Source organism: Pseudomonas sichuanensis (assembly GCF_003231305.1).
Taxonomy (GTDB): Bacteria; Pseudomonadota; Gammaproteobacteria; order Pseudomonadales; family Pseudomonadaceae; genus Aquipseudomonas; species Aquipseudomonas sichuanensis.
Window position 1 is genome coordinate 20,018 of record NZ_QKVM01000001.1, and the last position, 24,869, is coordinate 44,886.

Genomic DNA, 24,869 nt, shown 5'->3' on the forward strand with positions numbered 1-24,869 from the left:
CGTGGGAGCGGGCTTGCCCCGCGATGGGGCGGATCAAGTGCGGTATTCGGCGTTGATCTTCACGTACTCGTGGGACAGGTCGGTGGTCCAGATGGTTTCGCTGCACTGGCCACGGCCCAGCTCGATGCGGATGGTGATCTCTTCCTGGGCCATCACTGCAGAACCCTGCGCCTCGGTGTAGCTCGGGCTGCGCCCGCCCTGGCTGGCGATGCATACGTTGTCGAGATAGACATCGATCAGGCTGACATCCAGCTCTGGCACGCCGGCACGGCCCACTGCGGCGAGGATGCGGCCCCAGTTCGGGTCGGAGGCGAACAGTGCGGTCTTGATCAGCGGCGAGTGGGCCACGGCGTAGCCGACGTCCAGGCATTCCTGGTGGTTGCCGCCGCCGTTGACTTGCACGGTGACGAACTTGGTGGCGCCTTCGCCGTCACGCACGATGGCCTGAGCCACGTCCATGCACACTTCGAACACGGCCTTTTTCAGCGCCTCGAACAGCTCGCCGCGGGCCTCGGTCACTTCAGGCACGTCGGCCTTGCCGGTGGCGATCAGCATGCAGCAGTCGTTGGTCGAGGTGTCGCCGTCGATGGTGATGCGGTTGAACGACTTGTTGGCGCCGTCGAGCATCAGGTCTTTGAGTACCTGCGGTGCGACCTTGGCATCGGTGGCGATGTAGCCGAGCATGGTGGCCATGTTCGGGCGGATCATGCCGGCGCCCTTGCTGATACCGGTGACGGTGATGGTCTTGCCGTCGAACTGGAACTGGCGGCTGGCACCCTTGGGCAGGGTGTCGGTGGTCATGATGCCGGTGGCGGCTTCGGCCCAGTGGTCCTCGGACAGGTTGTCGAGGGCTGCCTGCAACGCGCCTTCGATCTTCTCGACCGGCAGCGGCTCACCGATCACGCCGGTGGAGAACGGCAGTACCGACTCGGCAGGCACGCCGGTCAGTTCGGCCAGTTTGGCGCAGGTGCGCTCAGCGGCGGCCAGGCCTGGGGCGCCGGTGCCGGCGTTGGCATTGCCGGTGTTGGTCAGCAGGTAGCGCACGGTGCCCTGCACGCGCTGCTTGGAGAGGATCACCGGTGCGGCGCAGAACGCGTTGAGGGTGAACACGCCAGCAACGCTGGAGCCTTCGGCACAGCGCATCACCACCACATCCTTGCGCCCGGGGCGCTTGATGCCCGCCGAGGCGATGCCGAGTTCGAAACCGGGAACCGGGTGCAGGGTGGGCAAAGGACCAAGACCAACAGCCATTAGAGCGCTCCTAGAAAATACGGTGAATCGGTGATGGAAAAGCGGGGCCGCTTCGCGCCCCATTCGCGGCACAAGGCCGCTCCTACAGGGTTGTTGCGATTCCTGTAGGAGCGGCCTTGTGCCGCGAATGGGCCGCCCAGCGGCCCCGGTGTTGTCACGTTACAGCAGATGGTTCAGATCACTCGATCTGACCATGGCAGTGCTTGAATTTCTTGCCCGAACCACACCAGCACGGCTCGTTGCGGCCCAGCTTGAGGTCGTTACGCACAGGCGCGGCGGCCACGGCGACTTCGGCACCTTCTTCAGCCACTTGCTCGCTTTCCAGGCCAGGGGCGGCAGCGTGCTGGAACTGCATGCGGCTGGCCAGCTCCTCGGCTTCGCGGCGCAGGCGGGCTTCTTCTTCGACCGGGTCTTCGCGGCGTACCTGAACGTGCGAAAGCACGCGGATGGTGTCGCGCTTGATCGAGTCCAGCAGTTCCTGGAACAGGGTGAACGACTCGCGCTTGTACTCCTGCTTCGGGTTCTTCTGCGCATAACCGCGCAGGTGAATCCCGTGACGCAGGTGGTCCATGGTCGACAGGTGGTCTTTCCACAGGTCGTCCAGTACACGCAGCAGGATCTGCTTCTCGAAGGTACGCAGCGCGTCTTCGCCAGCCTGGTCCTCTTTCTCGTTGTAGGCGCTGGTGATCTCGGCGATCAGCTTCTCGCGAAGCGTTTCCTCGTAGAGATGATCGTCCTCGTCGAGCCACTGCTGAATCGGTAGCTTGATGGCGAAATCGCTGGCCAGCGAAGCTTCGAGGCCGGCAACGTCCCACTGCTCGGGCAGCGACTGCGGCGGAATGTGCTGGCTGATGGTGGCATCGAGCACTTCCTGGCGGAACTCGGCGATGGTGTCGCCGATGTTTTCGGCGGCCAGCAGGCTGTTGCGCATGTGATAGATCACCTTGCGCTGTTCGTTGGCCACGTCGTCGTATTCGAGCAGCTGCTTACGAATATCGAAGTTGCGGCCTTCGACCTTGCGCTGGGCCTTTTCGATGGCGTTGGTGACCATGCGGTGCTCGATGGCTTCACCGGACTGCATGCCCAAGGCCTTCATGAAGTTCTTCACCCGGTCGGAGGCGAAGATGCGCATCAGGCTGTCTTCCAGCGACAGGTAGAAGCGGCTGGAGCCGGCATCGCCCTGGCGGCCGGCACGGCCACGCAGCTGGTTGTCGATACGGCGCGATTCGTGGCGCTCGGAGGCGATCACGTGCAGGCCACCGGCTTCCAGGACCTGCTGGTGACGCTTCTGCCAGTCGGCCTTGATCTTGGCGATCTGCTCGGCGCTCGGGTTGTCCAGGGCGGCGACTTCGGCCTCCCAGTTACCGCCGAGCAGGATGTCGGTACCACGGCCGGCCATGTTGGTGGCGATGGTCAGCGCACCCGGGGCACCGGCCTGGGCGATGATCTCGGCTTCTTTTTCGTGGTACTTGGCGTTCAGGACCTTGTGATCGATGCCTTCCTTCTTGAGCAGGTTGGACATGTGCTCGGAGGTTTCGATGGTCGCGGTACCGACCAGCACAGGACGGCCCTGGGCCATGCTTTCCTTGATGTCGGCGATGATCGCGGCGTACTTCTCATCGGCGGTCAGATACACCAGGTCGTTGAAGTCCTTACGGGCCAACGGCTTGTTCGGTGGGATGACCATCACGTTGAGGTTGTAGATCTGGGCGAACTCGAACGCTTCGGTGTCGGCGGTACCGGTCATGCCGGACAGCTTGGTGTAGAGGCGGAAGTAGTTCTGGAAGGTGGTGGAAGCCAGGGTCTGGCTTTCGGCCTGGATGTTCAGGTTTTCCTTCGCTTCGATGGCCTGGTGCAGGCCTTCGGACAGGCGACGGCCCGGCATGGTACGGCCGGTGTGCTCGTCGATCAGGAGGATCTGGCCTTCCTGGACGATGTACTCGACGTTGCGGTGGAACAGCTTGTGCGCACGCAGGCCGGCGTAGACGTGGGTCAGCAGGCCCAGGTTATGCGCGGAGTACAGGCTCTCGCCCTCGGCCAGCAGGCCGGACTGGGTGAGCATGTCCTCGATGAACTGGTGGCCGGCCTCGTTGAGTTCGACCTGGCGGCTCTTCTCGTCGATGCTGTAGTGGCCCTCTTGGGTCACCTGGCCTTCGACTTCCTCGATGTGCTGGGTGAGGCGCGGGATCAGGCGGTTGATCTCGATGTACAGCTTGGAGCTGTCTTCGGCCTGACCGGAGATGATCAGCGGGGTGCGCGCTTCGTCGATAAGGATGGAGTCGACTTCGTCGATCACGGCGAAGTTCAGCTCACGCTGGAACTTCTCGTCGACGCTGAACGCCATGTTGTCGCGCAGGTAGTCGAAACCGAATTCGTTGTTGGTGCCGTAGGTGATGTCGGCGGCGTAGGCGGCGCGTTTTTCTTCCGGCGGCTGGAATGCCGAGACGATACCCACGGTCAGGCCGAGGAATTCGTACAGCGGGCGCATCCAGTTGGCGTCACGGCGGGCCAGGTAGTCGTTGACCGTGACCACGTGCACGCCCTTGCCGGACAGCGCGTTGAGGTACACGGCCAGGGTACCGACCAAGGTCTTGCCTTCACCGGTACGCATTTCTGCGATCATGCCTTCGTGCAGGGTCATACCGCCGATCAGCTGAACGTCGAAGTGACGCATGCCCATCACGCGCTTGCCGGCCTCACGGGCCACGGCGAAGGCTTCAGGCAACAGCTGGTCGAGGGTTTCGCCTTTGGCCAGGCGCTCTTTGAACTCTGCGGTCTTGCCCCGCAGCTGTTCGTCGGAGAGGGCCACCATCTTCTCTTCGAAGGCATTGACGGTGCTCACCGTCTTGAGCAGGCGTTTGATCTCGCGCTCGTTCTTGCTTCCAAAAAGTTTCTTTAACAAAGGCGCAAACATATCGGCAGGATCTTCCACACGTAGGGATGGAGGGCGGCCCCATGAGTCGCCCGTGCAGCCCAGAGGCCGCATGCGAACGAGCATTCTACCCGGAAACGATTGTGAGGAAAGTGGTGGATTTCCACGATACTGGCACAGCGTATGTATGGGGCCTGCCTAACATAAGGGCTTTTTCGCCAAGTTCAAGGTGGCGGAACATGAAACGTATCGAGAATGACTTGCATCAGTTTTCGGCCTGATGAGCTTGTGTGGGCCTCTTCGCGGGTGAACCCGCTCCCACAGGACTTCCTCAATCCTCGAAGCGGTTACCAACTTGTGGGAGCGGGTTTACCCGCGAAGAGGCCGGGGCAGACAGTGGCAAAATCCCGCATCTGTTAGACTGCCGATCTTGTAACCTGCGGCGAAACTCTAGATGGCCTACAAACCCTCCCCCGCCCGCCCGCCCGCCGACCTGCTGCGCAAGGCCCGGCCGCTGCGCCTGCTGCTCAACCAGGCCGAGCGCCTGGAGCATCTGCAGCGCCTGCTGGAAAGCCAACTGCAACCGGCCGCCCGCGAGCATTGCCATGTAGCGTCATGGAAAGAGGGCACCTTGTTGCTGGTGGTCACCGACGGCCACTGGGCCACCCGCCTGCGCTACCAGCAGAAGCGCCTACAGCGTCAGTTGCTGGCGCTGGAAGCCTTTGCCAACCTGACGCGGATCCTGTTCAAGGTGCAGCCGCCGCTGGTGGCGGCCAAACGCGAGGGACAGGGGCCGGAGCTTTCGGAAACTGCCGCCGAAAGCATCCGCGGCTCAGCCGAAGGCATCAGCGACCCAAGGCTCAAGGCAGCGCTGGAACGACTGGCCGCGCACGCCCAGAACAAAGACTGAGCACGTCCGAACTGACTGCGGCCTGTAGGAGCGGGTTTACCCGCGAAGCATGCGCTGCGGTGGACGGCACGGGCTGCGCCCGTGTTCGCGGGTAAACCCGCTCCCACAGGGTAGCGCCAGGTACTTAAATTGTGGGCAAGACAGTTGCTCCCACAGAAGCTGCGCAGCGACTGAATGCGAAAATAAAAAAGGCCACCCGAAGGTGGCCTTGATCAACAACTAGAGAGTGTTCGAACTTACACAGCCGCAACAGGGCGCATGTACGAGATCGGTGCCGTGCTGGCATCTTCGAAGAACACCACTTCCCAGGCGTCGGTTTCAGCAATCAGCTTGCGCAGCAGCTGGTTGTTCAACGAGTGGCCGGACTTGTAGCCCTTGAACTCGCCGATCAGGCTGTTGCCCAGCAGGTAAAGGTCGCCGATGGCATCGAGGATCTTGTGCTTGACGAATTCGTCTTCGGAGCGAAGGCCGTCTTCGTTGAGTACGCCGGTCTCATCGACCACGATGGCGTTCTCGACACTGCCGCCCAGCGCAAGGTTGTGCTTGCGCAGGTACTCGATGTCACGCATGAACCCGAAGGTCCGGGCGCGGCTGACTTCCTTCACGAACGACGTGCTGGAGAAGTCTACAGACGCGCTCTGGGTCTGGCCCTTGAGGACCGGGTGATCGAAGTCGATCTCGAAGCTCACCTTGAACCCGTCGAACGGCAGGAAAGTGGCGCGCTTGTCGCCCTCTTCCACTGTCACTTCGCGCAGGATGCGAATGAACTTCTTCGGTGCGTCCTGTTCTTCCAGGCCGGCCGATTGGATCAGGAATACGAAAGGTCCGGCGCTGCCATCCATGATCGGCACTTCCGAGGCGGAGAGCTCGACGTAGGCGTTATCGATGCCCAGGCCCGCCATGGCGGAGAGCAGGTGCTCGACCGTATCGACTTTGACGTCACCGTTGACCAGCGTCGTAGACATGGTGGTCTCGCCGACGTTGGCCGCGCGCGCCGGGATTTCGACCACAGGGTCGAGGTCGGCGCGACGGAAGACGATGCCGGTGTCGACAGGCGCAGGCTTGAGGGTCAGGTAGACCTTCTCCCCGGAGTGCAGGCCGACGCCCGTGGCACGGATGGTATTCTTCAGGGTGCGTTGTCTAATCATGGCATTGGCCGCTTCAGCGCAAATAATGCGAACAGGTATCAACAAAGGCTGGGGATGATAACAGACCCGGCCTTTGCTGAACACCAATCACCCTTATACCCCTGATAAATTCCATCAATCGGCCTGACGACGCAGGAACGCAGGGATATCCAGGTAGTCCAGATCGTCCTGTGGGTTGAGTTTAGCGGCCGCCGCGGCACCTGCATGGGCCTGGTTGCGCATGACGGTCGGGCGCTCCAGATCACGGTAGTTGACGGCTGGCTGCTCCTGGCGAACCGGGGCCGGGTTGGAGGACTCGTAAACCTGCTGAGCGGTCTGCAGGGTGTTGTCGACCACCTTGACCGGCTTCTCGATGCGCGCACCCAGGCCAGTAGCGACCACGGTCACGTGCAGTTCGTCGCGCATGTCCGGATCGATCACGGTACCCACCTTGACCATGGCGTGGTCGGAGGCGAAGGCTTCGATGATGCTACCCACGTCGGAGTACTCACCCAGCGACAGGTCAGGGCCTGCGGTGATGTTCACCAGGATGCCGCGGGCGCCCTGCAGGTTGACGTCTTCGAGCAGCGGGTTGCGGATCGCCGCCTCGGTGGCTTCACGGGCGCGATTCGGGCCGCTGGCGCAACCGGTACCCATCATGGCCATGCCCATTTCGCTCATCACGGTGCGCACGTCGGCAAAGTCGACGTTGATCATGCCAGGGCGCTTGATGATGTCGGAGATACCGCGCACGGCACCGGCCAGCACGTCGTCGGCCTTGGCGAAGGCGGACAGCAGGCTTGCATCCTTGCCCAGGATGGTCAGCAGCTTCTCGTTGGGGATGGTGATCAGCGAGTCGACGCTGTCAGCCAGCATGCGGATACCTTCGTCGGCGATCTGCATGCGCTTGCGGCCTTCGAACGGGAACGGACGAGTCACCACCGCAACGGTGAGGATGCCCATTTCCTTGGCCACTTCGGCGATGATCGGCGCAGCACCGGTACCGGTACCACCACCCATGCCGGTGGTGATGAACACCATGTTGGTGCCCTGCAGCACTTCGGCGATGCGCTCACGGTCTTCCAGCGCGGCCTGGCGGCCGACTTCTGGATTGGCACCCGCGCCCAGGCCCTTGGTCACGCCGGTACCCAGTTGCAGAATGGTGCGCGCGCCGATGTTTTTCAGCGCCTGGGCATCCGTGTTGGCGCAGATGAACTCGACGCCTTCAATGTTGCTTTTGACCATGTGGTTAACGGCGTTGCCGCCGCCACCGCCCACACCGATCACCTTGATGACCGGGCTTTGCGGGACGTTGTCTACGAGCTCGAACATTTTCCCTCTCCTTACAGTTCTCTAGTTGTTGCGCCTACCACTACTGCTTTGAAACTTAGAAGTTGCCCTGGACCCAACGCTTGAGTCGCTCAAGCACCGGGGCCTTCGGTTCATCGCCATAGCTGTTGTTGCTGCTGTTGCTGATGCCGGTCAGGGACAGGTCCTCGGACTGCTTCTGCAGCCCGTAGGTGAGCAGCCCCACGCCGGTGGAATAGATCGGGTTGCGCACCACGTCGCTCAGCCCCCGAACGCTGTGCGGTACGCCCAGGCGTACCGGCATGTGGAAGATTTCCTCGGCCAGTTCCACGGCGCCTTCCATCTTCGCGGTACCGCCGGTGAGGACGATGCCGGCCGGCACCAGGTCCTCGTAGCCGCTGCGGCGCAGCTCGGCCTGGATCAGGGTGAAGAGCTCGTCGTAACGGGGCTCGACGACCTCGGCCAGGGCCTGGCGCGACAGCTCGCGCGGTGGGCGGTCGCCCACGCTCGGCACCTTGATGGTCTCGCCGGCGCCAGCCAGTTTGGCCAGGGCGCAGGCGTAGCGGATCTTGATTTCCTCGGCGTACTGCGTGGGTGTGCGCAGGGCCATGGCAATGTCGTTGGTGACCTGGTCGCCGGCGATCGGGATCACCGCGGTGTGGCGGATCGCGCCTTCGGTGAAGATGGCGATGTCGGTGGTGCCGCCACCGATGTCCACCAGGCACACGCCCAGCTCTTTCTCGTCGTCGGTCAGCACCGAGTAGGCCGAAGCGAGCTGCTCGAGGATGATGTCGTCGATTTCCAGGCCACAGCGGCGCACGCACTTTTCGATGTTCTGCGCGGCGTTGACCGCGCAGGTGACCACGTGGACCTTGGCCTCCAGACGCACGCCGGACATGCCCAGTGGCTCGCGCACGCCTTCCTGGTTGTCGATCACGTAGTCCTGCGGCAGGGTGTGCAACACGCGCTGATCGGCCGGGATCGCCACGGCCTGGGCCGCGTCGAGTACGCGCTCAAGGTCGGCGGTGCTGACTTCGCGATCGCGGATGGCGACGATGCCGTGGGAGTTCAGGCTGCGGATGTGATTGCCGGCCACGCCGACGAACGCCGAGTGGATACGGCAACCGGCCATCAGCTGGGCCTCTTCCACGGCGCGCTGGATCGACTGCACGGTGGACTCGATGTTCACCACCACGCCCTTCTTCAGGCCGCGGGACGGGTGAGTACCGATACCGACGATTTCCAGGGTACCGTCTTCGCCGACTTCCCCCACCAGCGCCACCACCTTGGAGGTGCCGATGTCCAGCCCGACGATCATTTTGCCGCTATGCGCGTTTGCCATGGTCCTGCCTCTCTCTAATTCTTCGCAACGGCGGGTTGGGCCGTCGTCGGTGCATTCGGTTCCCGCCAACCAACGGCCAGACCGTTGGCGTAACGCAGATCGATGCGGGCGATGGTGGTGATCTGGTCTTTAAGCGTTTTGTCGTAAATGGCAATGAAACGGCGCATTTTCTCCACCAGATGGTCGCGCCCCAACAGCAGTTCGATGCCTGGCCCGGCGCTGCCCGCGCCAGTGGTCAGGAACCAGCTGCCTCGCTCGCGCAGCTCCAGGCGAGCGATGGAAAAGCCCATGGGGCGCAGCATCTGGCTCAATACCTGATACTGCTGCATGACTTGTTGCTGAGCCCGCTGCGGCCCGAACAGCTGCGGCAGATGCTCGTAGTTGGCCAGCTCGCGCGGGGTGAAAGCCTGGCCCTGGTTGTTGAGCAGGGCCTCGTCACCCCAGCGCGCCACCGGCAGTTGTTCTTCCAGGCGGATCACCACTTCGTCCGGCCAGACCCTGCGCACTTCGGCGTGGGCGATCCACGGCATCTGTTCCAGCTCGACGCGCATGGCCGTCAGGTCGACGGTGAAGAAGCTCGCCGCCACATAGGGCGCGATACGCTGCTGCACCGCCTGCTGGCTGATGTAGCTGAGGTCGCCCTGCACGGCGATCTTGGTGATCGGCCGGTCGGCATACGGCATCAGGCGGATTGCGCCTTCATAGGCGCCAAAGCCTGCAGCCACCAGCAGCACCGGCCACAACAGGCGCTTGAGGCCGCCGAAGTTGGGACGGGGCAGGCGCGCCGATACGGGCTCGTCGGCCACCAGTCGGCTGGCACCACGCGGCACCGGCTTGCTGCGGCCGGGGACGGGTTGCTGCTGACGTATCATCGCGCCTTGCATGGCTGTTAACCTCGCGTCGCTACGCTGTCGGCCAGGATCGCCAGCACCAGTTGCTGGAAGTCCAGGCCGGCCGCGCGGGCCGCCATGGGCACCAGGCTATGATCGGTCATGCCAGGTGCGGTGTTGACTTCGAGCAGCCAGAACCGGCCCTGCTCGTCCTGCATCACGTCCAGCCGGCCCCAGCCTTCGATGCCGATGGCATCGCAGGCACGCGCGGTCAGGTCGATCAGCTCTTGTTCCTTGACGCTGTCCAGGCCGCACGGGATGCGGTACTGGGTGTCATTGGCGATGTACTTGGCGTCGTAGTCGTAGAACACGTGCGGGGTGCCCAGCGCGATCGGCGGCAGCACCTGGCCACGCAGCACGGCGATGGTGAACTCCGGGCCGTGAATCCATTGCTCGACCAGTACTTGCGAATCGTATTTGGCGGCGTCTTGCCAGGCGGCGATCAGTTCCTGCTCGCTGTTCACCTTGGCCATGCCGATGCTCGAACCTTCATGGGCAGGTTTGACGATCAGCGGGAAGCCCAGTTCCGCACTGGCGGTAACACAATCCTGCTCGCTGGCCAACACGGCGTGGCGCGGGGTTGGAATGCCCAGGCTCTGCCACACCTGCTTGGTGCGCAGCTTGTCCATGGCCAGTGCCGACGCGAGGATGCCGCTGCCGGTGTAAGGAATGCCGAGGCACTCGAGCAGGCCTTGCATGCTGCCATCTTCACCGCCACGGCCGTGGAGGATGATGAAGGCGCGGTCGATCTTCTCGTTCTGCAGGCGAGCCAGCAGGTCATCGCCCACGTCGATGGCGACCACGTCGACACCGGCGCTGGTCAGCGCCTCGATCACCGCGGCGCCGGACTTGAGCGACACCGCGCGCTCGGCGCTCTTGCCGCCGTACAGCACGGCGACGCGGCCGAAGGCCTTGACGTCGAGGGTGGAATGCAGCGTGTCGTAGGCGCTGGTCATTTCGACTTCTCCTGCTTGGCGCCAGCGAACAGCGGGCTTTTCATCAGTTGCGGGGCCAGCCCGCCGACGTCACCGGCACCCTGGCAGATCAGGATGTCGCCGGCGCGCAGCAGCGGCTGCACCAGCGGCGCCAGCTCGGCGCCACGTTCGATGTAGATCGGGTCCAGCTTGCCGCGCTGGCGGATGCTGTGGCACAGCTGGCGGCTGTCGGCGCCCGGGATAGGCTCTTCGCCGGCCGGGTAGACTTCCATCAGCAGCAGCACGTTGGCGTCGCCCAGCACCTGCACGAAGTCGTCGTACAGGTCGCGGGTACGGCTGTAGCGGTGCGGCTGGTAGACAATCACCAGGCGCCGGCTTGGCCAGCCGCCGCGCACGGCCTTGATCACCGCGGCAACTTCGGTCGGGTGATGGCCGTAGTCGTCGACCAGCATCACGCTGCCGCCTTCGACCGGCAGCTCGCCGTACACCTGGAAGCGTCGGCCGACGCCCTGGAAGCCGGACAGGCCCTGGACGATGGCCTCGTCGCTGATGCCTTCGTCAGTGGCGATGGCGATGGTGGCCAGGGCATTGAGCACGTTGTGGTTGCCCGGCATGTTCACCGACACCTCGAGCGGCTCGCGGTCGCGGCGCAGCACGGTGAAGTGGGTCTGCATGCCCTGCTGGCGCACGTTGATGGCGCGGATGTCGGCCTCTTCGCTGAAGCCGTAGGTGACCGTCGGGCGCTTGACCTGCGGCAGGATCTCGCGCACTACCGGGTCGTCCAGGCACATCACGGCCAGGCCGTAGAACGGCAGGTTGTGCAGGAACTCGACGAAGGTCTTCTTCAGCTTGTTGAAGTCGCCTTCGTAGGTCGCCATGTGGTCGGCGTCGATGTTGGTGACCACGGCAACCATCGGCTGCAGGTGCAGGAAGCTGGCATCGCTTTCGTCGGCTTCGGCAATCAGGTAGCGGCTGGTGCCCAGCTGCGCATTGGTGCCGGCGGCAGTCAGCCGGCCACCGATGACGAAGGTCGGGTCCAGGCCACCGGCGGCGAACACCGAGGCCAGCAGGCTGGTGGTGGTGGTCTTGCCGTGGGTGCCGGCCACGGCGATACCGTGGCGATAGCGCATCAGTTCGGCGAGCATCTCGGCACGCGGCACCACCGGGATGCGGCGCTCGAGCGCGGTGGCGACTTCCGGGTTGGCCGGGTTGATCGCGCTGGACACCACCAGCACATCGGCGCTGGCGGCGTTCTCGGCGCGGTGGCCGACGAAGATCTCGGCGCCGAACGATTCCAGGCGTTCGGTGACCGGCGAGGTCTTGAGGTCGGAACCGGACACTTCATAGCCCAGGTTCAGCAGCACTTCGGCGATACCGCACATGCCCACGCCGCCGATACCGACGAAATGGATACGGCGGATACGGCCCATCTTGGGCTGCGGCATGGCTTTCTGGCTTTCAACCATGGGCCACCTCCAGGCAGATATCGACCACGGTGCTGGTTGCGGCAGGTTTGGCCAGGCGACGCGCGGTGCCGGCCATGGTGTTGAGTTTCTCGGGTTGCATCAGCACCTCGTTCAGGCGTTCAGCGAGCTGCGCTGCGCCAGTTGTCGCTTGCGGCATCAGGAAGGCAGCGCCTTCACGAGCCAGATAATGGGCGTTGTGGGTCTGGTGGTCGTCGATGGCGTGGGGCAAGGGCACCAGCATCGAAGGCAGGCCTGCCGCCGCGAGTTCGCTGACGGTCAGGGCACCGGCCCGGCAGACCACCATGTCGGCCCAGCCATAGGCGTGGGCCATGTCCTTGATGAACGGTTCCACCTGCGCTTCGACTCCCGCCTCCTGATAACGCTCGGCGGTGATCGGCGCATGGTGCTTGCCGGCCTGGTGGAACACCTCGGGCCGCAGGTTCGCGGGCACCTCGGACAGGGCCTTAGGCAACAATTTGTTCAATGGTTCCGCACCCAGGCTGCCACCCATGACCAACAGGCGCGCGCGGCGATCGGCCAGGGGCGCGCGCTGCGCATCCATGAACAGCTCGGCACGCACCGGATTGCCGGTGGTGCGCAGCTTGTCGCTGGCTGCGAAGGTGCCCGGGAAAGCCTCGCACACCCGCGCCGACAGCGGCACGAGCAGACGATTGGCGGTACCGGCGCGGGCGTTCTGTTCGTGGATCACCAGGGGCACGCCGCACAGTCGCGCGGCCACACCGCCAGGGCCGGTCACGTAGCCGCCGAAGCCGATCACGCAGACCGGTTTGAGCTCACGGACGATACGCCGTGCCTGCAGCACGGCCTTGACCAGGGTGAACGGAGCCTTGAGCAGCGACAGCTTGCCTTTGCCGCGCAGGCCGCTGACCTGGATCAGGTGCAGCGGCAGACCGGCCTGGGGCACCAGCTCGTTCTCGATGCCACGCGGGGTGCCCAGCCAGTGCACGTTGTAGCCACGGGCCTGGAACTCGCGGGCACAGGCCAATGCCGGGAACACATGGCCGCCGGTACCGCCGGCCATGATCAATACGTTCTTGCCGTCAGCGGCCATGACTGGTCTCCTCGGCAAAGTCGTGCTCGTTGAATTCGTGTTCCTCGCTGCCCAGGTGCGTGCGGCTCTCCCACTCGATGCGTAACAACAAGCCTACGCAGGCGCAGCAGATCACCAGCGAACTGCCCCCGTAACTGAGGAACGGCAGCGTCAGGCCCTTGGTTGGCAGCAGGCCGACGTTCACGCCGATGTTGATCAGGAACTGGCCGATCCACAGGAAGGCCAGGCCGAACGCCATGTAGGCGGCAAAGAACTGCTTGGCCTTCTCGGCCCACAGGCCGATGTACAGGGCGCGCACCGTGACGAAGACGAACAGCGCGACGGTCAGCAGCGAGCCGACCACGCCCAGCTCTTCAGCCAGCACCGAGAACACGAAGTCGGTGTGCGCTTCAGGCAGGTAGAACTGCTTCTGTACGCTGTTGCCCAGGCCCACGCCCAGCCACTCGCCGCGGCCGAAGGCGATCAGCGCCTGGGTAAGCTGGTAGCCGGAGCCGAACTGGTCGGACCACGGGTCGGTAAAGGTGATCAGCCGCGCCATCCGGTACGGCTGGGCCTGGACCAGGACGACCACCGACACCACCGCCAGCACCACCATCAGCGAGAAGCGGAACAACCCCACCCCGCCCAGGAACAACATGGCCGCAGCGGCGCCCATCATCACCACGGTGGCGCCGAAGTCCGGCTCCATCAGCAGCAGGACGGCCATCGGCAGCAGCACGATGAACGGCTTGAAGAAGCCCATCCAGGTTTCGCGCACTTCGGTCTGCCGGCGGACCAGGTAGCCGGCCAGGTAGATGACCACGAAGACCTTGGCGATCTCGGACGGCTGGACGTTGAAGAAGCTGAAGCCGATCCAGCGCATCGAACCGTTCACTTCGCGACCGATACCGGGCACCAGCACCATCACCAGCAGGCCGAAGGCGCAGATCAGCATCATGAAGCCCATGCGCTGCCAGGTGGCGATCGGCACCATCATGGTCATCACCCCGGCTCCCAGGCCGAGGACGACGTACACCAGGTGGCGGAACATGTGATAGAGCGGGTTGCCAGACTGCACCGCGGCCACTTCCGAGGACGCCGAGGTGATCATCACCAGGCCCAGGCCGAGCAGCGCCAGGCAACCGGCCAGCAGCGGGAAGTCGAGGTCGATGCCACGGCCGCTGATCAGCGGCGACGGGTACGGCTTGAGGATGCCGAAGATCATGCCAGCCCCTCCGCCGCCTGGGCGAACAGGCGCCCGCGTTCTTCGAAGTTCTTGAACATGTCGAGGCTGGCGCAGGCCGGCGACAGCAGCACGGCATCGCCGGCCTGGGCCAGCTCGGCGCAGCGCTGCACCGCTTCGTCGAGGGTTTTCACCCGCACCTGCGGCACGGCATCGCCAAGGCTCTCAGCCAGGCGTTCGGCATCGCGGCCCAGCAGCACCACAGCGCGGCAATGTTGCGCCACCGGCGCGCGCAGGGCGGCGAAGTCGGCACCCTTGCCGTCACCGCCGGCAATCAGTACCAGCTTGCCTTCGATATCGGCCCCCAGGCCTTCGATGGCAGCCAGTGCCGCACCGACGTTGGTGGCCTTGGAATCGTCGTACCAGTTCACACCGTTGCGCTCGCGGATCCACTGGCAGCGATGGGCCAGGCCCTTGAACTCGCGCAGGGCTTCGAGCATGGGCGCGAACGACAGCCCGGCGGCATGGCCAAGGGCCAGGGCCGCCAGGGCGTTGCTCTGGTTGTGGGCACCGCGAACCTTCAGCTCGCGCACCGGCATGAGCGTCTGGAATTCGAAGGCCAGGTATTTTTCGCCGTCGACTTCGCGCAGGCCAAAGGCCTTGAAGTCCGGCGTATTGAGGCCGAAGGTCCAGCACGGCAGGCCTTCCACCGGCAATGGCCGGCTCAGCGCGTCCTGGCGGTTCACCACCACCTGCCGGGCGCCGCGGAAGATCCGGTGCTTGGCCAGGTGATAGGCCGGCAGGCCGCTGTAGCGGTCCATGTGGTCTTCGCTGATGTTCAGCACCGTGGCCACTTCGGCATTGAGCTGGTCGGTGGTTTCCAACTGGAAGCTCGACAGCTCCAGCACGTAGAGCTCCACGCTGTCATCGAGCAGGTCCAGCGCCGGCGTGCCGAGGTTGCCGCCGACTGCCACACGTTTGCCCGCCTTGGCGGCCATTTCACCGACCAGGGTGGTGACCGTGCTCTTGGCGTTGGAGCCACTGATGGCCACGATCGGCGCCTTGGCGTAACGGGCGAACAGCTCGATGTCACCGGACAGCGTCACGCCACGTGCCGCTGCCTGCTGCAGCGCCGGGGTAGCCAGGGCCAGGCCGGGGCTCACGTACAGCGTGCTGGCGCGGCACAGGAAGTCCACATCCAGCTCGCCACAGCGCACTTCCACCTGCGGGTAATCACGGCGCAAGGTGTCCAGTTCCGGCGGTTGCTCGCGGGTGTCGGCGACCGCAAAGGCAATGCCCCGGCTCGCCAGGAAGCGAACCAGGGACATGCCGCTCTTGCCGAGGCCGACAACGATGCGGAATTGGTCGGAAGCGATCAGTGACACGCTCGTTTACCTCAGTTTCAGGGTGGCAAGGCCGATCAACACCAGAATCACGGTGATGATCCAGAAACGGACGATCACCCGTGGCTCGGGCCAGCCCTTGAGTTCAAAGTGGTGATGGATCGGCGCCATGCGGAATACGCGCTTGCCGGTCAATTTGAAGGACGCGACCTGGATCACCACCGACAGGGTTTCCATCACGAACACACCGCCCATGATGAACAGCACGATTTCCTGGCGGACGATCACGGCGATGGTGCCCAGTGCGGCGCCCAGTGCCAGTGCACCGACGTCGCCCATGAACACCTGGGCCGGGTAGGTGTTGAACCACAGGAAGCCCAGGCCGGCACCGATCAGCGCGCCGCAGAACACGATCAGTTCGCCCGAGCCCGGTACGTAAGGGATCAGCAAGTATTCGGCGAACTTCACGTTGCCCGACAGGTAGCAGAAGATGCCCAGGGCGCCGCCGACCATCACCGTCGGCATGATCGCCAGGCCATCGAGGCCGTCGGTCAGGTTGACCGCGTTGCTCGAACCGACGATGACGAAGTAGGTGAGCACGATGAAGCCGGCACCCAGCGGAATGGTGAGGTCCTTGAGCATCGGGATGATCAGCGTGGTCTCGACGCTGGTCGGCGCGGTCTTGTAGAGGAAGATCGCCGCAGCCAGGCCGAATACCGACTGCCAGAAATACTTCCAGCGGCTTGGCAGGCCGCGCGAATTCTTCTCGATCACCTTGCGGTAGTCGTCGACCCAACCGATGGCACCGAATGCCAGGGTGACGATCAGTACCACCCAGACGTAGCGGTTGGTCAGGTCGGCCCACAGCAGGGTGCTGATGGCGATGGCGGACAGAATCAGCGCGCCGCCCATGGTCGGGGTGCCGGACTTGGACAGGTGCGATTGTGGGCCGTCGTTACGCACGGCCTGACCGATCTGGCGGATCTGCAGGGTACGGATCATCCACGGGCCCAGGCACAGGGCCAGGGTCAGCGCGGTCAGTACGCCCAGGATCCCGCGCAGCGAGAGGTACTGGAAGACCGCGAAGCCCTTGTAGAACTGTTGCAGATACTCAGCCAACAGCAGCAGCATTAATGTTTCTCCCCGCCGGTTTCGCACAGTGCAGCCACGACGTTTTCCATCGCAGCGCTGCGCGAGCCCTTGATCAAGATAGTGGTGTCGCTGGCGGTCTCGACGCGGACGGCATCGATCAGCTCAGCTTGTGTAGCGAAATGGCGGCCATTGGCGCCGAAAGCCTGTACCGCATAGGCCATGTTGGCACCTACCGCGTAAAGCGCATCGACCTTGCCGCGGGCGTAGTCACCTACCTGACGATGGCCTTCCTCGGCCCATTGCCCCAGTTCGCCGATATCCCCGAGCACCAGAACGGTGCGCCCGGAAAAGCCGGCGAGTATATCAATGGCCGCACACATCGAGGTGGGATTTGCGTTGTAGCTGTCATCGATCACCCGCACACCGTTCGGCGCAATCTGCGCCACCGTGCGGCCCTTGACCGGTTGCACGGCCTCGAGGCCGGCCTTGATGCCGCTCAGGCTCAGACCAACGGCATGGGCGGCGGCGGCGGCGGCCAAGGCATTGCTGACGTTATGGGTGCCGAGCAGGTTCAATTGCACCGGCACGCTGCCATCAGGCCCATGCAAGGTGAACGACGGGCAGCCACGGGCATCGCGGCCGATGCCGCTGGCGTAAAAGTCAGCCTGCGGGTTGTCCAGGGCGAAGCTCAGGATGCGATGAGCGCCGGCACGCTTGCGCCAGATTTCAAAGGCCTTGTCGGCCAGGTTGAGAATGGCGGTACCGCCCTCGCCCAGGCCTTCGAGGATCTCACCCTTGGCCTCGACGATTTTCTCCGGGCCGCCGAACTCGCCCACATGGGCAGTGCCGGCGTTGTTGATGATCACCACCTGAGGCTGGGTGAGGCCGACGGTGTAGCGGATTTCGCCGATGCGCGAAGCGCCCAGCTCGATCACGGCGGCGCTGTGCTCGGGGGCGATCTCCAGCAGCGTCAGCGGCGCGCCGAGGTCGTTGTTCAGGTTGCCACGGGTGGCATGGACCAGGCCCTGGGTACGCAGGATCGCGGCCAGCATTTCCTTGACGGTGGTCTTGCCGCTGGAGCCGGTGATGGCGACCACGGGCTTGTCGTAACCGGCGCGGTTCAGCGCACCGAGCTGGCCGAGGGCCACACGGCAGTCGGCGACCAGCAACTGCGGCAGGTCGACGCCGGCGATTTCCCGTTCGACCAGGGCCGCGACCGCACCCTTGGCCTTCACATCAGCCAGGTAGTCGTGGCCATCGAAACGCGGCCCGGTGAGCGCGACGAACAGTTGACCGGCAGCCACGCTGCGACTGTCGATGCTGACGCCGGTGAAGCTGGCGTCGGCACCGACCACACGCGCACTCAGTGCCGTGGTCAGCTGGCTGAGGGTCATGGGCTTAAGCATGCGGAGCCTCCCAGGCGGCCAGTGCCTTCTCGGCCTCGACCAGGTCGGAGAAGTCATGGCGCTCGCCATTGATCTCCTGGTAATCCTCGTGCCCCTTGCCGGCCAGGACGATCACGTCGTTGGCGCTGGCGGTAGCGATCAGGTGGGCGATGGCCGCGCCACGGCCGGCGACGAACTCGACGCTGACGGGCTGGGCGAAACCGGGGCGAATATCGTCGAAGATCCGCTGCGGATCTTCAGTGCGCGGGTTGTCGTCGGTAACCAGCACGCGGTCGGCCAGGCGTTCGGCCACTTCGGCCATCAGCGGGCGCTTGCCGCGATCGCGGTCGCCGCCACAGCCGAACAGGCACAGCAACTGGCCGTGGGCATGCGGGCGCAAGGCTTCGAGGACTTTTTCCAGCGCATCTGGCGTGTGCGCGTAATCGACCACCACCAAGGGTTTGTCGCCGCCACCCAGGCGCTGCATGCGGCCCACCGGGCCCTGCAGTTGCGGGGTGACCTTGAGGATCTCGTCCAGCGAATAATCCAGCGCCAGCAGCGCTGCCACGGCGGCGAGCATGTTGCTCAGGTTGAAGCGACCCAGCAGTTGACTGCGCAGGGTGCGCTCGCCCTGGGCGGTGACCAGGGTGGCGCGCACACCATCGTCATTGAAGCTGGCTTCACGACAGAACAGCGAAGCGTCCGGGTTTTCCAGGCTATAGCTGAGCAGCCGGGTCTCGCTGTGATCGCTGCTGGGGCGACGGGCAAAATCATCGGCCAGGCGACGACCGAACGCATCGTCCAGGTTGACCACCTGGCAGCGCAGGCTCGGCCAGGCGAACAGCTTGGCCTTGGCGGCCTCGTAGGCCTCCATGCTGCCGTGATAGTCGAGGTGATCGCGGGACAGGTTGGTCATCACCGCAATGTCGAACTCCAGCGCAGCGACGCGCCCCTGCTCCAGGGCATGGGAGGACACTTCCATGGCCACGGCCTTGGCGCCGCCCTTTTTCAGGTCGTTGAGCGTCGCCTGCACGGCAATCGGGTCCGGGGTGGTCAGTCGACCACTCTGCAGCTCGCCATAGAAGCCGGTACCCAGGGTGCCGATCAGGCCGCAACGCTGGCCGAGGGCATCGAGTGCCTGGGCCAGCAACTGGGTGACACTGGTCTTGCCATTGGTGCCGGTGACGCCCACCAGGTTCAACTGGCGGCTCGGCTCGCCATAGAAACGCCCGGCAATCTGCGACAGCTGGCCGATCAAACCCTTGACCGGGATCAGCGGCGCGTCGGTGATCGGCAGTACGCTGGCACCTTGCTCTTCGTAGGCCACCGCGGCGGCGCCACGGGCCAGGGCATCGGCGATATGGTCACGGCCATCGACCTTGGCGCCGGGCACGGCGAGGAACAGGTCGCCCGGGCGGACGGCACGGCTGTCCAGGGTCAGCTCCCGGATCAACGGGTCGCGGCTGGCGTTGGCGAATAGCTTGCTCAATGGCATCGTCATCATCCACGCCCTCCCTTGGCGGGTACTGCACTGACTTGCTGTTGATCGGTGGGTGGCGGCAGGTTGTCTGGCGGCACGTTCATCAGGCGCAGGGTGCCGGACATGACTTTGCTGAATACCGGCGCCGATACCAGGCCACCGAAGTAGCCGCCTTTGCTCGGCTCGTCGATGACCACGACGATGGCGTAGCGCGGGTCGCTCATCGGGCCGAAGCCGGCGAACAGCGAACGGTAGGCGTTCTCGGTGTAGCCCTTGGAGCCGACCGTGGCTTTACGGGCGGTACCCGACTTGCCACCCACGTGATAGAACGGCACCTGCGCACGGAACACCCCGCGCGGCGCCTCGATCACCTGCTGCAGCATGGCCTGCACGGTCTCGGCGGTTTCCTTGGGGATCGCCTGCACGGCTTCCGGCGCCTTGTCGACCTTGAGGATCGACAGCGGCACCATCTTGCCGTCGTTGGCCAAGGCCGCGTAGGCATGCACCAGTTGCAGCGCGGTCACCGACACGCCGTAGCCATACGACAGGGTCGCGGTCTCGGCCTTGCGCCACTCGCGGTGGTTGGGCAGGTTGCCGACGCGCTCACCCGGGAAGCCCAGGCCGGTGTACTGGCCAAGACCCACCTGGGACATCACCCGGTAGATGGCCTCGCCGCCGATATCGAAGGCGATCTTGCTCATGCCCACGTTACTGGAGTTGATCAGGATGCCGGTGAGGTCGAGGATCGGGCCTTCGCTCTTGGACACGTCCTTGATGGTGTAACGGCCGATCTGCAGGCTGCCCGGGTACACCTCGACCTTGTCGGTGGGCTTCCAGCGGCCGCTCTGCAACGCGGCGCTCATCGAGATCGGCTTGACCGTCGAGCCCGGCTCGAACACGTCGATGATCGCCCGGTTGCGCATGGCCGCCGGGAACATGCTGCGGCGGTTGTTCGGGTTGTAGGTGGGCTGGTTGACCATGGCCAGCACTTCACCGGTCTTGACGTCCATGATCACCAGGCTGCCGGCCTTGGCTTCCTGCTCGGCGATGGCGTTGCGCAGCTCACGGGTGGCCAGGTACTGCAGGCGCAGGTCAATCGACAACGCCAAGGTCTTACCGGCCTTGGCGTTCTTGGTTACCTGGATATCCTTGATCAGCCGGCCGCGTCGATCCTTGATCACCTGCCGTTTGCCGGGCACCCCGGCGAGCCATTCGTCGTAGGCCAGCTCCACCCCTTCACGACCATGGTCGTCGAGGTCGGTGAAGCCGACCATATGGGCGGTGACGTCGCCGGCCGGGTAGAAGCGGCGGAATTCTTCGAGCCCGTAGACACCGGGCACTTTCAGGTCGAGCACATGCTGCCCCTGCTCCGGGGTCAGGCCGCGGACCAGGTAGATGAATTCCTTGCTGGCCTGCTGGGTGAGGCGCTCGGTCAATTGCTGGGGGTTCTGCCCAAGCGCTGCGGCCAGTTGCGGCCAACGGTCCTTGGCAACCTGCATTTCCTTGGGGTTGGCCCACAAGGTGGTGACCGGCGTACTGACCGCCAGGGGCTCGCCGTTGCGGTCGGTGATCAGGCCACGGTGTGCCGGGATAGGGATATGGCGCAGGCTGCGGGCATCGCCCTGGCCCTTGAGGAAGTCGCGATCGACCACCTGCAGGTCGATGATGCGCCAGCAGATGGCACCGGCCATCAACGCCAACAGGCCGATGACCACGCGGAAGCGCCAGGGATAGAGTGCACCTTCGAGCTTCATCATGGCGCCACCATCCGCACTTCGTCAGCGGCCGGCACGCGCATCTTCAGTTGCTCGCTGGCGAGGGTCTCGATACGGCTGTGGGCGGTCCAGGTGCTCTGCTCCAGAATCAGACGCCCCCACTCGGCCTGGGCCTTGTCCCGCTCGTTCAACTCGCCGTACAAGGTGTTGAGCAGCTGGCGGTTCCAGTGGGCGCTGTAAGACACGGCAATGGCCGAAACGAGCACACCCACGAACAGCAGAAGCATCAGGAAGCTTCCGCCTGGCAAAGGTTTGGCAAATAGCCGGCTCACCGAAGCTTCTCCGCCACCCGCATCACGGCGCTGCGCGACCGCGGGTTGGCCTTGAGCTCTTCGGCGGAGGCGAACTGTGCCTTGCCGATGAGCTTGATCTTCGGTTCGAAGACCTTGTGCTGCACTGGCAGGTTGCGCGGCAGGTTGTCGGCCTCGCCTTTGACCAGCTTGCGCATGAACAGCTTGACGATGCGGTCTTCCAGCGAATGGAAGCTGATCACCACCAGGCGACCACCGATCTCCAGGGACTCCAGGGCGGCCTCAAGGCCAGCCTCCAGGTCGCCCAGCTCATTGTTGACGTGGATACGCAACCCCTGGAACGCGCGGGTGGCCGGGTTCTTGCCCTTTTCCCAGGCAGGGTTGGCGACCTTGAGCACTTCGGCCAGATCACCGGTTCGGGTGAAAGGCTGCTTTTCGCGACGTTCGACCACCGCACGGGCCATGCGGCCGGCGAAACGCTCCTCACCGTATTCCTTGAATACCCGGGCGATTTCTTCCACTGGAGCGGTGGCGATGAATTCGGCGGCGCTCACGCCCTTGTCGGGGTTCATGCGCATGTCCAGCGGGCCGTCGTTGAGGAAACTGAAGCCACGCTCGGGATCGTCCAGCTGCGGCGAGGACACGCCCAGGTCGAGCAATACGCCACTGACCTTGCCGTCCAGACCACGCGCGCGCACCTCGTCGCCCAGCTCGGCAAAGCTGCGCTGCACAATGACAAAGCGGCCGTCTTCGGCCGCCAGCGCTTGCCCGGTGGCAATCGCTTGAGGATCTTTGTCGAACCCCAGCAACTGGCCTTGCGGCCCAAGCTTGCTGAGGATCAGGCGGCTGTGCCCGCCACGCCCGAAGGTGCCGTCCAGATAGCGACCGTCGGCGCGCAGGGCCAATGCCTCGACAGCTTCGTCGAGCAGGACGGTGATGTGGTTGAAGCCGCTATCTATGGTCACAGGATCAGGTCACGCAGTTCATCGGGCATGGCGCCCGGTTGTTGAATAGCTGCAAGGTCGGCTGCCGAAACCACGTTCCAGGCATCCTCATCCCACAACTGGAATTTGTTCAGTTGCCCCACCAGCATCGCCTTCTTGTCGAGCTTGGCGTATTCACGTAAACGGGGCGGTACCAGGAAACGCCCACTGCCATCGAGCTCCAGGTCAACCGCGTTGCCGATCAGCAAACGCTGCAGGCGGCGGTTTTCCTCACGCAACGACGGCAAGGCGCGCAACTTGGCTTCAATCTGTTCCCACTCATCGAGGGGATAAACACACAGGCAGGGATCCACTGCGTCGATGGTCACGATCAATTGACCATTGCAACGCGAATCGAGCTCGTCACGGTACCGGCTCGGCATGGCGAGACGGCCCTTGGCATCGAGGCTGACGGCGTTGGCTCCGCGGAACACGGCTGCGATTCCCCACAATGGTAGCTTTTTTGTGCCAGAAAACCCACTTCATCCCACTTTCTGCCACTTGCGCACACTATAGGAATCCGCCCGCCACACCGTCAAGGCGCGTTCATAAGGAAAACCCTTATAGGACGTGGATTTAGCGCAACAAAGGGAAGGGAAAGGATTACTCACGAAGAAAAATGACGGGAAAAATCAAGCGAACTCAGGCGGATAGAGTTCGAAGTTAAAGTGATTTATTAAGAGTAAGATTTTTTTGGTATTACCAGAGGCATCTGCTATCGAAACAAGCAGAGAAAGGAGGGGTGGAGAGTCGATCTGTAAGCCGGGTTTTGTCGAGGACAGTCATTCCTCTACGACGGCCATCACTGGACGCCTCTAGCAACCTACCCGGTTCCGACGCGGGCCACGCCGTATGGAACCCTATTTGGTCTTGCTCCGAGTGGGGTTTACCTAGCCACGAACTGTTGCCAGCCGTGCGGTGCGCTCTTACCGCACCTTTTCACCCTTACCGGCACCGAAGTGCTTAGGCGGTTATTTTCTGTGGCACTTTCCGTAGGCTCGCGCCTCCCAGGCGTTACCTGGCACTCTGCCCTGCGGAGCCCGGACTTTCCTCCCCCGCCTTTTGCGGAACAAAAGACGGCAGCGACTGTCCGATCGACTCTCCGCCGACAAGGTTACCGGCAGCGGCGCTCAAGAACAAGCGACACGACAAACAATATCAGTTTGCCATCAGTCGCGTTGCTGTTTTTCCAGCGCCAGTTGATAGAGCAGGTTCTTGCGCACCCCGGTGATCTCCGCCGCCAACGCCGCCGCACGCTTGAGCGGCAACTCCGCCAGCAGCAGGTCGAGCACGCGCTGCGCTTCGACACTGATAGCCTGCTCGTCATCGGGCGCGACCCAACCGGCCACCAGCACTACACACTCGCCGCGCTGCTGATTGCTGTCGCCCTGCACGAATGCGCGCAACTCGGCCAGCGGCAGGCCCTTGAGCGTTTCGAACGTCTTGGTGATCTCACGCGCGAGCAATGCCGGGCGCTCACCGCCGAACACCGCCTCCATGTCTTCCAGGCATTCCAGGATGCGATGAGGCGCCTCATAGAAGATCAGGGTGCGCGGCTCTTCCCTGACCTGCTCCAGTCGCGCGCGCCGCCCTGCCGTCTTGGCTGGCAGGAAACCTTCGAAAATGAAGCGATCGGACGGCAAGCCCGCGGCCGACAATGCCGCGATCAAGGCGCAGGCCCCTGGCACCGGCACCACCTGCACACCCGCAGCACGGGCCTGGCGCACCAGGTGATAGCCCGGATCGGAAATCAGCGGCGTACCGGCATCGGACACCAGCGCCACGTCGTCACCCGCCAGCAGCCGAGTGATGAAGCGCCCACCCTCATCACGCTCGTTATGCTCATGACAGGCCGCCAGCGGCGTATCGATACCGAAATGCTGGAGCAGACGCACCGAATGCCGAGTGTCTTCAGCAGCAATAAGGCTCACGCTCGCAAGCACCTTCAGTGCCCGCGCACTCATGTCGTCCAGGTTGCCGATGGGTGTGGCAACCACATACAGCGTTCCCATCGTGGATTTCGAAGCCCCTGCAACATCAGTCACTGCGTACACCTGCATACCGGATCAAAGCCGCCATTGTAGCCCGAGCACCGGCAACAGAGCGCAAAGAACTTCGCCTCCCTCACGCTCGCAGCCACCTATAGTGAAGGATCATCATCGGCGATGATCGCGCCACGCCCGCCGCTTGGGTACAATCGCCGGCCAACTTGATCGAGTAACAGG

Annotated in this window: 20 protein-coding genes and 1 other RNA gene; 1 reads left to right on the forward strand and 20 read right to left on the reverse strand. The window is 63.9% G+C overall.

The genetic code is table 11. The features are described 5' to 3' along the window. Nucleotides 1–33: 33 nt before the first annotated feature. Nucleotides 34–1,251 carry a bifunctional glutamate N-acetyltransferase/amino-acid acetyltransferase ArgJ gene (gene argJ / locus DM373_RS00110; protein WP_110991610.1) on the reverse strand — a complete coding sequence of 406 codons (1,218 nt, stop codon included), beginning with the start codon at nucleotides 1,249–1,251 and terminating at the stop codon, nucleotides 34–36. Between the two features lie 178 nt (nucleotides 1,252–1,429). After that, a complete protein-coding gene (gene secA / locus DM373_RS00115) occupies nucleotides 1,430–4,165 on the reverse strand; it encodes a preprotein translocase subunit SecA (RefSeq protein ID WP_110991611.1) in 2,736 nt (911 codons plus the stop codon). A gap of 412 nt (nucleotides 4,166–4,577) precedes the next feature. Between secA and DM373_RS00125 the strand changes: the two genes are divergently transcribed. Beyond that, on the forward strand, nucleotides 4,578–5,033 hold the full coding sequence (locus tag DM373_RS00125; RefSeq protein ID WP_110991613.1) for a DUF721 domain-containing protein: 456 nt from the start codon (nucleotides 4,578–4,580) through the stop codon (nucleotides 5,031–5,033). Between the two features lie 236 nt (nucleotides 5,034–5,269). Here DM373_RS00125 and lpxC read toward each other — a convergent pair whose 3' ends face one another. The 18 genes from lpxC to rsmI all read right to left on the reverse strand — a co-directional run bounded on the left by lpxC (nucleotide 5,270) and on the right by rsmI (nucleotide 24,656). Next, a complete protein-coding gene (lpxC, locus tag DM373_RS00130) occupies nucleotides 5,270–6,181 on the reverse strand; it encodes a UDP-3-O-acyl-N-acetylglucosamine deacetylase (RefSeq protein ID WP_110991614.1) in 912 nt (303 codons plus the stop codon). 114 nt (nucleotides 6,182–6,295) lie between these two features. After that, on the reverse strand, nucleotides 6,296–7,492 hold the full coding sequence (gene ftsZ / locus DM373_RS00135; protein WP_110991615.1) for a cell division protein FtsZ: 1,197 nt from the start codon (nucleotides 7,490–7,492) through the stop codon (nucleotides 6,296–6,298). A gap of 55 nt (nucleotides 7,493–7,547) precedes the next feature. After that, complete coding sequence (ftsA, locus tag DM373_RS00140) at nucleotides 7,548–8,810, reverse strand: cell division protein FtsA (RefSeq protein WP_110991616.1); 1,263 nt, start codon at nucleotides 8,808–8,810, stop codon at nucleotides 7,548–7,550. Nucleotides 8,811–8,824: 14 nt separating this feature from the next. Continuing rightward, nucleotides 8,825–9,694 carry a cell division protein FtsQ/DivIB gene (locus tag DM373_RS00145; protein ID WP_110991617.1) on the reverse strand — a complete coding sequence of 290 codons (870 nt, stop codon included), beginning with the start codon at nucleotides 9,692–9,694 and terminating at the stop codon, nucleotides 8,825–8,827. Nucleotides 9,695–9,699: 5 nt separating this feature from the next. After that, nucleotides 9,700–10,656 carry a D-alanine--D-alanine ligase gene (locus DM373_RS00150; protein ID WP_110991618.1) on the reverse strand — a complete coding sequence of 319 codons (957 nt, stop codon included), beginning with the start codon at nucleotides 10,654–10,656 and terminating at the stop codon, nucleotides 9,700–9,702. Then, on the reverse strand, nucleotides 10,653–12,101 hold the full coding sequence (gene murC / locus DM373_RS00155; RefSeq protein ID WP_110991619.1) for a UDP-N-acetylmuramate--L-alanine ligase: 1,449 nt from the start codon (nucleotides 12,099–12,101) through the stop codon (nucleotides 10,653–10,655). The genes DM373_RS00150 and murC overlap by 4 nt, the downstream gene beginning before the upstream one ends. Beyond that, nucleotides 12,094–13,173, reverse strand: a complete 1,080-nt coding sequence (gene murG, locus DM373_RS00160) for an undecaprenyldiphospho-muramoylpentapeptide beta-N-acetylglucosaminyltransferase (RefSeq protein WP_110991620.1) — start codon at nucleotides 13,171–13,173, stop codon at nucleotides 12,094–12,096. Before murG ends, murC begins: the two co-directional genes overlap by 8 nt. Next, nucleotides 13,163–14,377: a putative lipid II flippase FtsW gene (gene ftsW, locus DM373_RS00165; protein WP_110991621.1), complete on the reverse strand. Its 1,215-nt coding sequence runs from the start codon at nucleotides 14,375–14,377 to the stop codon at nucleotides 13,163–13,165. Before ftsW ends, murG begins: the two co-directional genes overlap by 11 nt. Next, a complete protein-coding gene (gene murD / locus DM373_RS00170) occupies nucleotides 14,374–15,720 on the reverse strand; it encodes a UDP-N-acetylmuramoyl-L-alanine--D-glutamate ligase (RefSeq protein WP_110991622.1) in 1,347 nt (448 codons plus the stop codon). The genes ftsW and murD overlap by 4 nt, the downstream gene beginning before the upstream one ends. Nucleotides 15,721–15,726: 6 nt before the next feature. Beyond that, nucleotides 15,727–16,809 carry a phospho-N-acetylmuramoyl-pentapeptide-transferase gene (gene mraY / locus DM373_RS00175; protein WP_110991623.1) on the reverse strand — a complete coding sequence of 361 codons (1,083 nt, stop codon included), beginning with the start codon at nucleotides 16,807–16,809 and terminating at the stop codon, nucleotides 15,727–15,729. Next, on the reverse strand, nucleotides 16,809–18,176 hold the full coding sequence (locus DM373_RS00180) for a UDP-N-acetylmuramoyl-tripeptide--D-alanyl-D-alanine ligase (protein ID WP_110991624.1): 1,368 nt from the start codon (nucleotides 18,174–18,176) through the stop codon (nucleotides 16,809–16,811). The genes mraY and DM373_RS00180 overlap by 1 nt, the downstream gene beginning before the upstream one ends. Continuing rightward, the gene (locus DM373_RS00185; protein WP_425272550.1) at nucleotides 18,169–19,659 is read right to left on the reverse strand and encodes a UDP-N-acetylmuramoyl-L-alanyl-D-glutamate--2,6-diaminopimelate ligase; all 1,491 of its coding nucleotides are present in this window, start codon (nucleotides 19,657–19,659) and stop codon (nucleotides 18,169–18,171) included. The genes DM373_RS00180 and DM373_RS00185 overlap by 8 nt, the downstream gene beginning before the upstream one ends. Next, nucleotides 19,656–21,389 carry a peptidoglycan D,D-transpeptidase FtsI family protein gene (locus DM373_RS00190; protein WP_167409779.1) on the reverse strand — a complete coding sequence of 578 codons (1,734 nt, stop codon included), beginning with the start codon at nucleotides 21,387–21,389 and terminating at the stop codon, nucleotides 19,656–19,658. Before DM373_RS00190 ends, DM373_RS00185 begins: the two co-directional genes overlap by 4 nt. Further along, complete coding sequence (ftsL, locus tag DM373_RS00195) at nucleotides 21,389–21,682, reverse strand: cell division protein FtsL (RefSeq protein WP_011535544.1); 294 nt, start codon at nucleotides 21,680–21,682, stop codon at nucleotides 21,389–21,391. The genes DM373_RS00190 and ftsL overlap by 1 nt, the downstream gene beginning before the upstream one ends. Beyond that, nucleotides 21,679–22,626, reverse strand: a complete 948-nt coding sequence (gene rsmH / locus DM373_RS00200; protein WP_167409776.1) for a 16S rRNA (cytosine(1402)-N(4))-methyltransferase RsmH — start codon at nucleotides 22,624–22,626, stop codon at nucleotides 21,679–21,681. Before rsmH ends, ftsL begins: the two co-directional genes overlap by 4 nt. After that, nucleotides 22,623–23,078 carry a division/cell wall cluster transcriptional repressor MraZ gene (gene mraZ, locus DM373_RS00205; RefSeq protein ID WP_021784148.1) on the reverse strand — a complete coding sequence of 152 codons (456 nt, stop codon included), beginning with the start codon at nucleotides 23,076–23,078 and terminating at the stop codon, nucleotides 22,623–22,625. The genes rsmH and mraZ overlap by 4 nt, the downstream gene beginning before the upstream one ends. Before the next feature lie 308 nt (nucleotides 23,079–23,386). Then, nucleotides 23,387–23,746: RNase P RNA component class A (gene rnpB, locus DM373_RS00210), an RNA gene on the reverse strand. Between the two features lie 67 nt (nucleotides 23,747–23,813). Continuing rightward, nucleotides 23,814–24,656, reverse strand: coding sequence for a 16S rRNA (cytidine(1402)-2'-O)-methyltransferase (gene rsmI, locus DM373_RS00215; protein ID WP_167409777.1), 843 nt, complete (start codon nucleotides 24,654–24,656; stop codon nucleotides 23,814–23,816). Nucleotides 24,657–24,869: the final 213 nt, after the last annotated feature.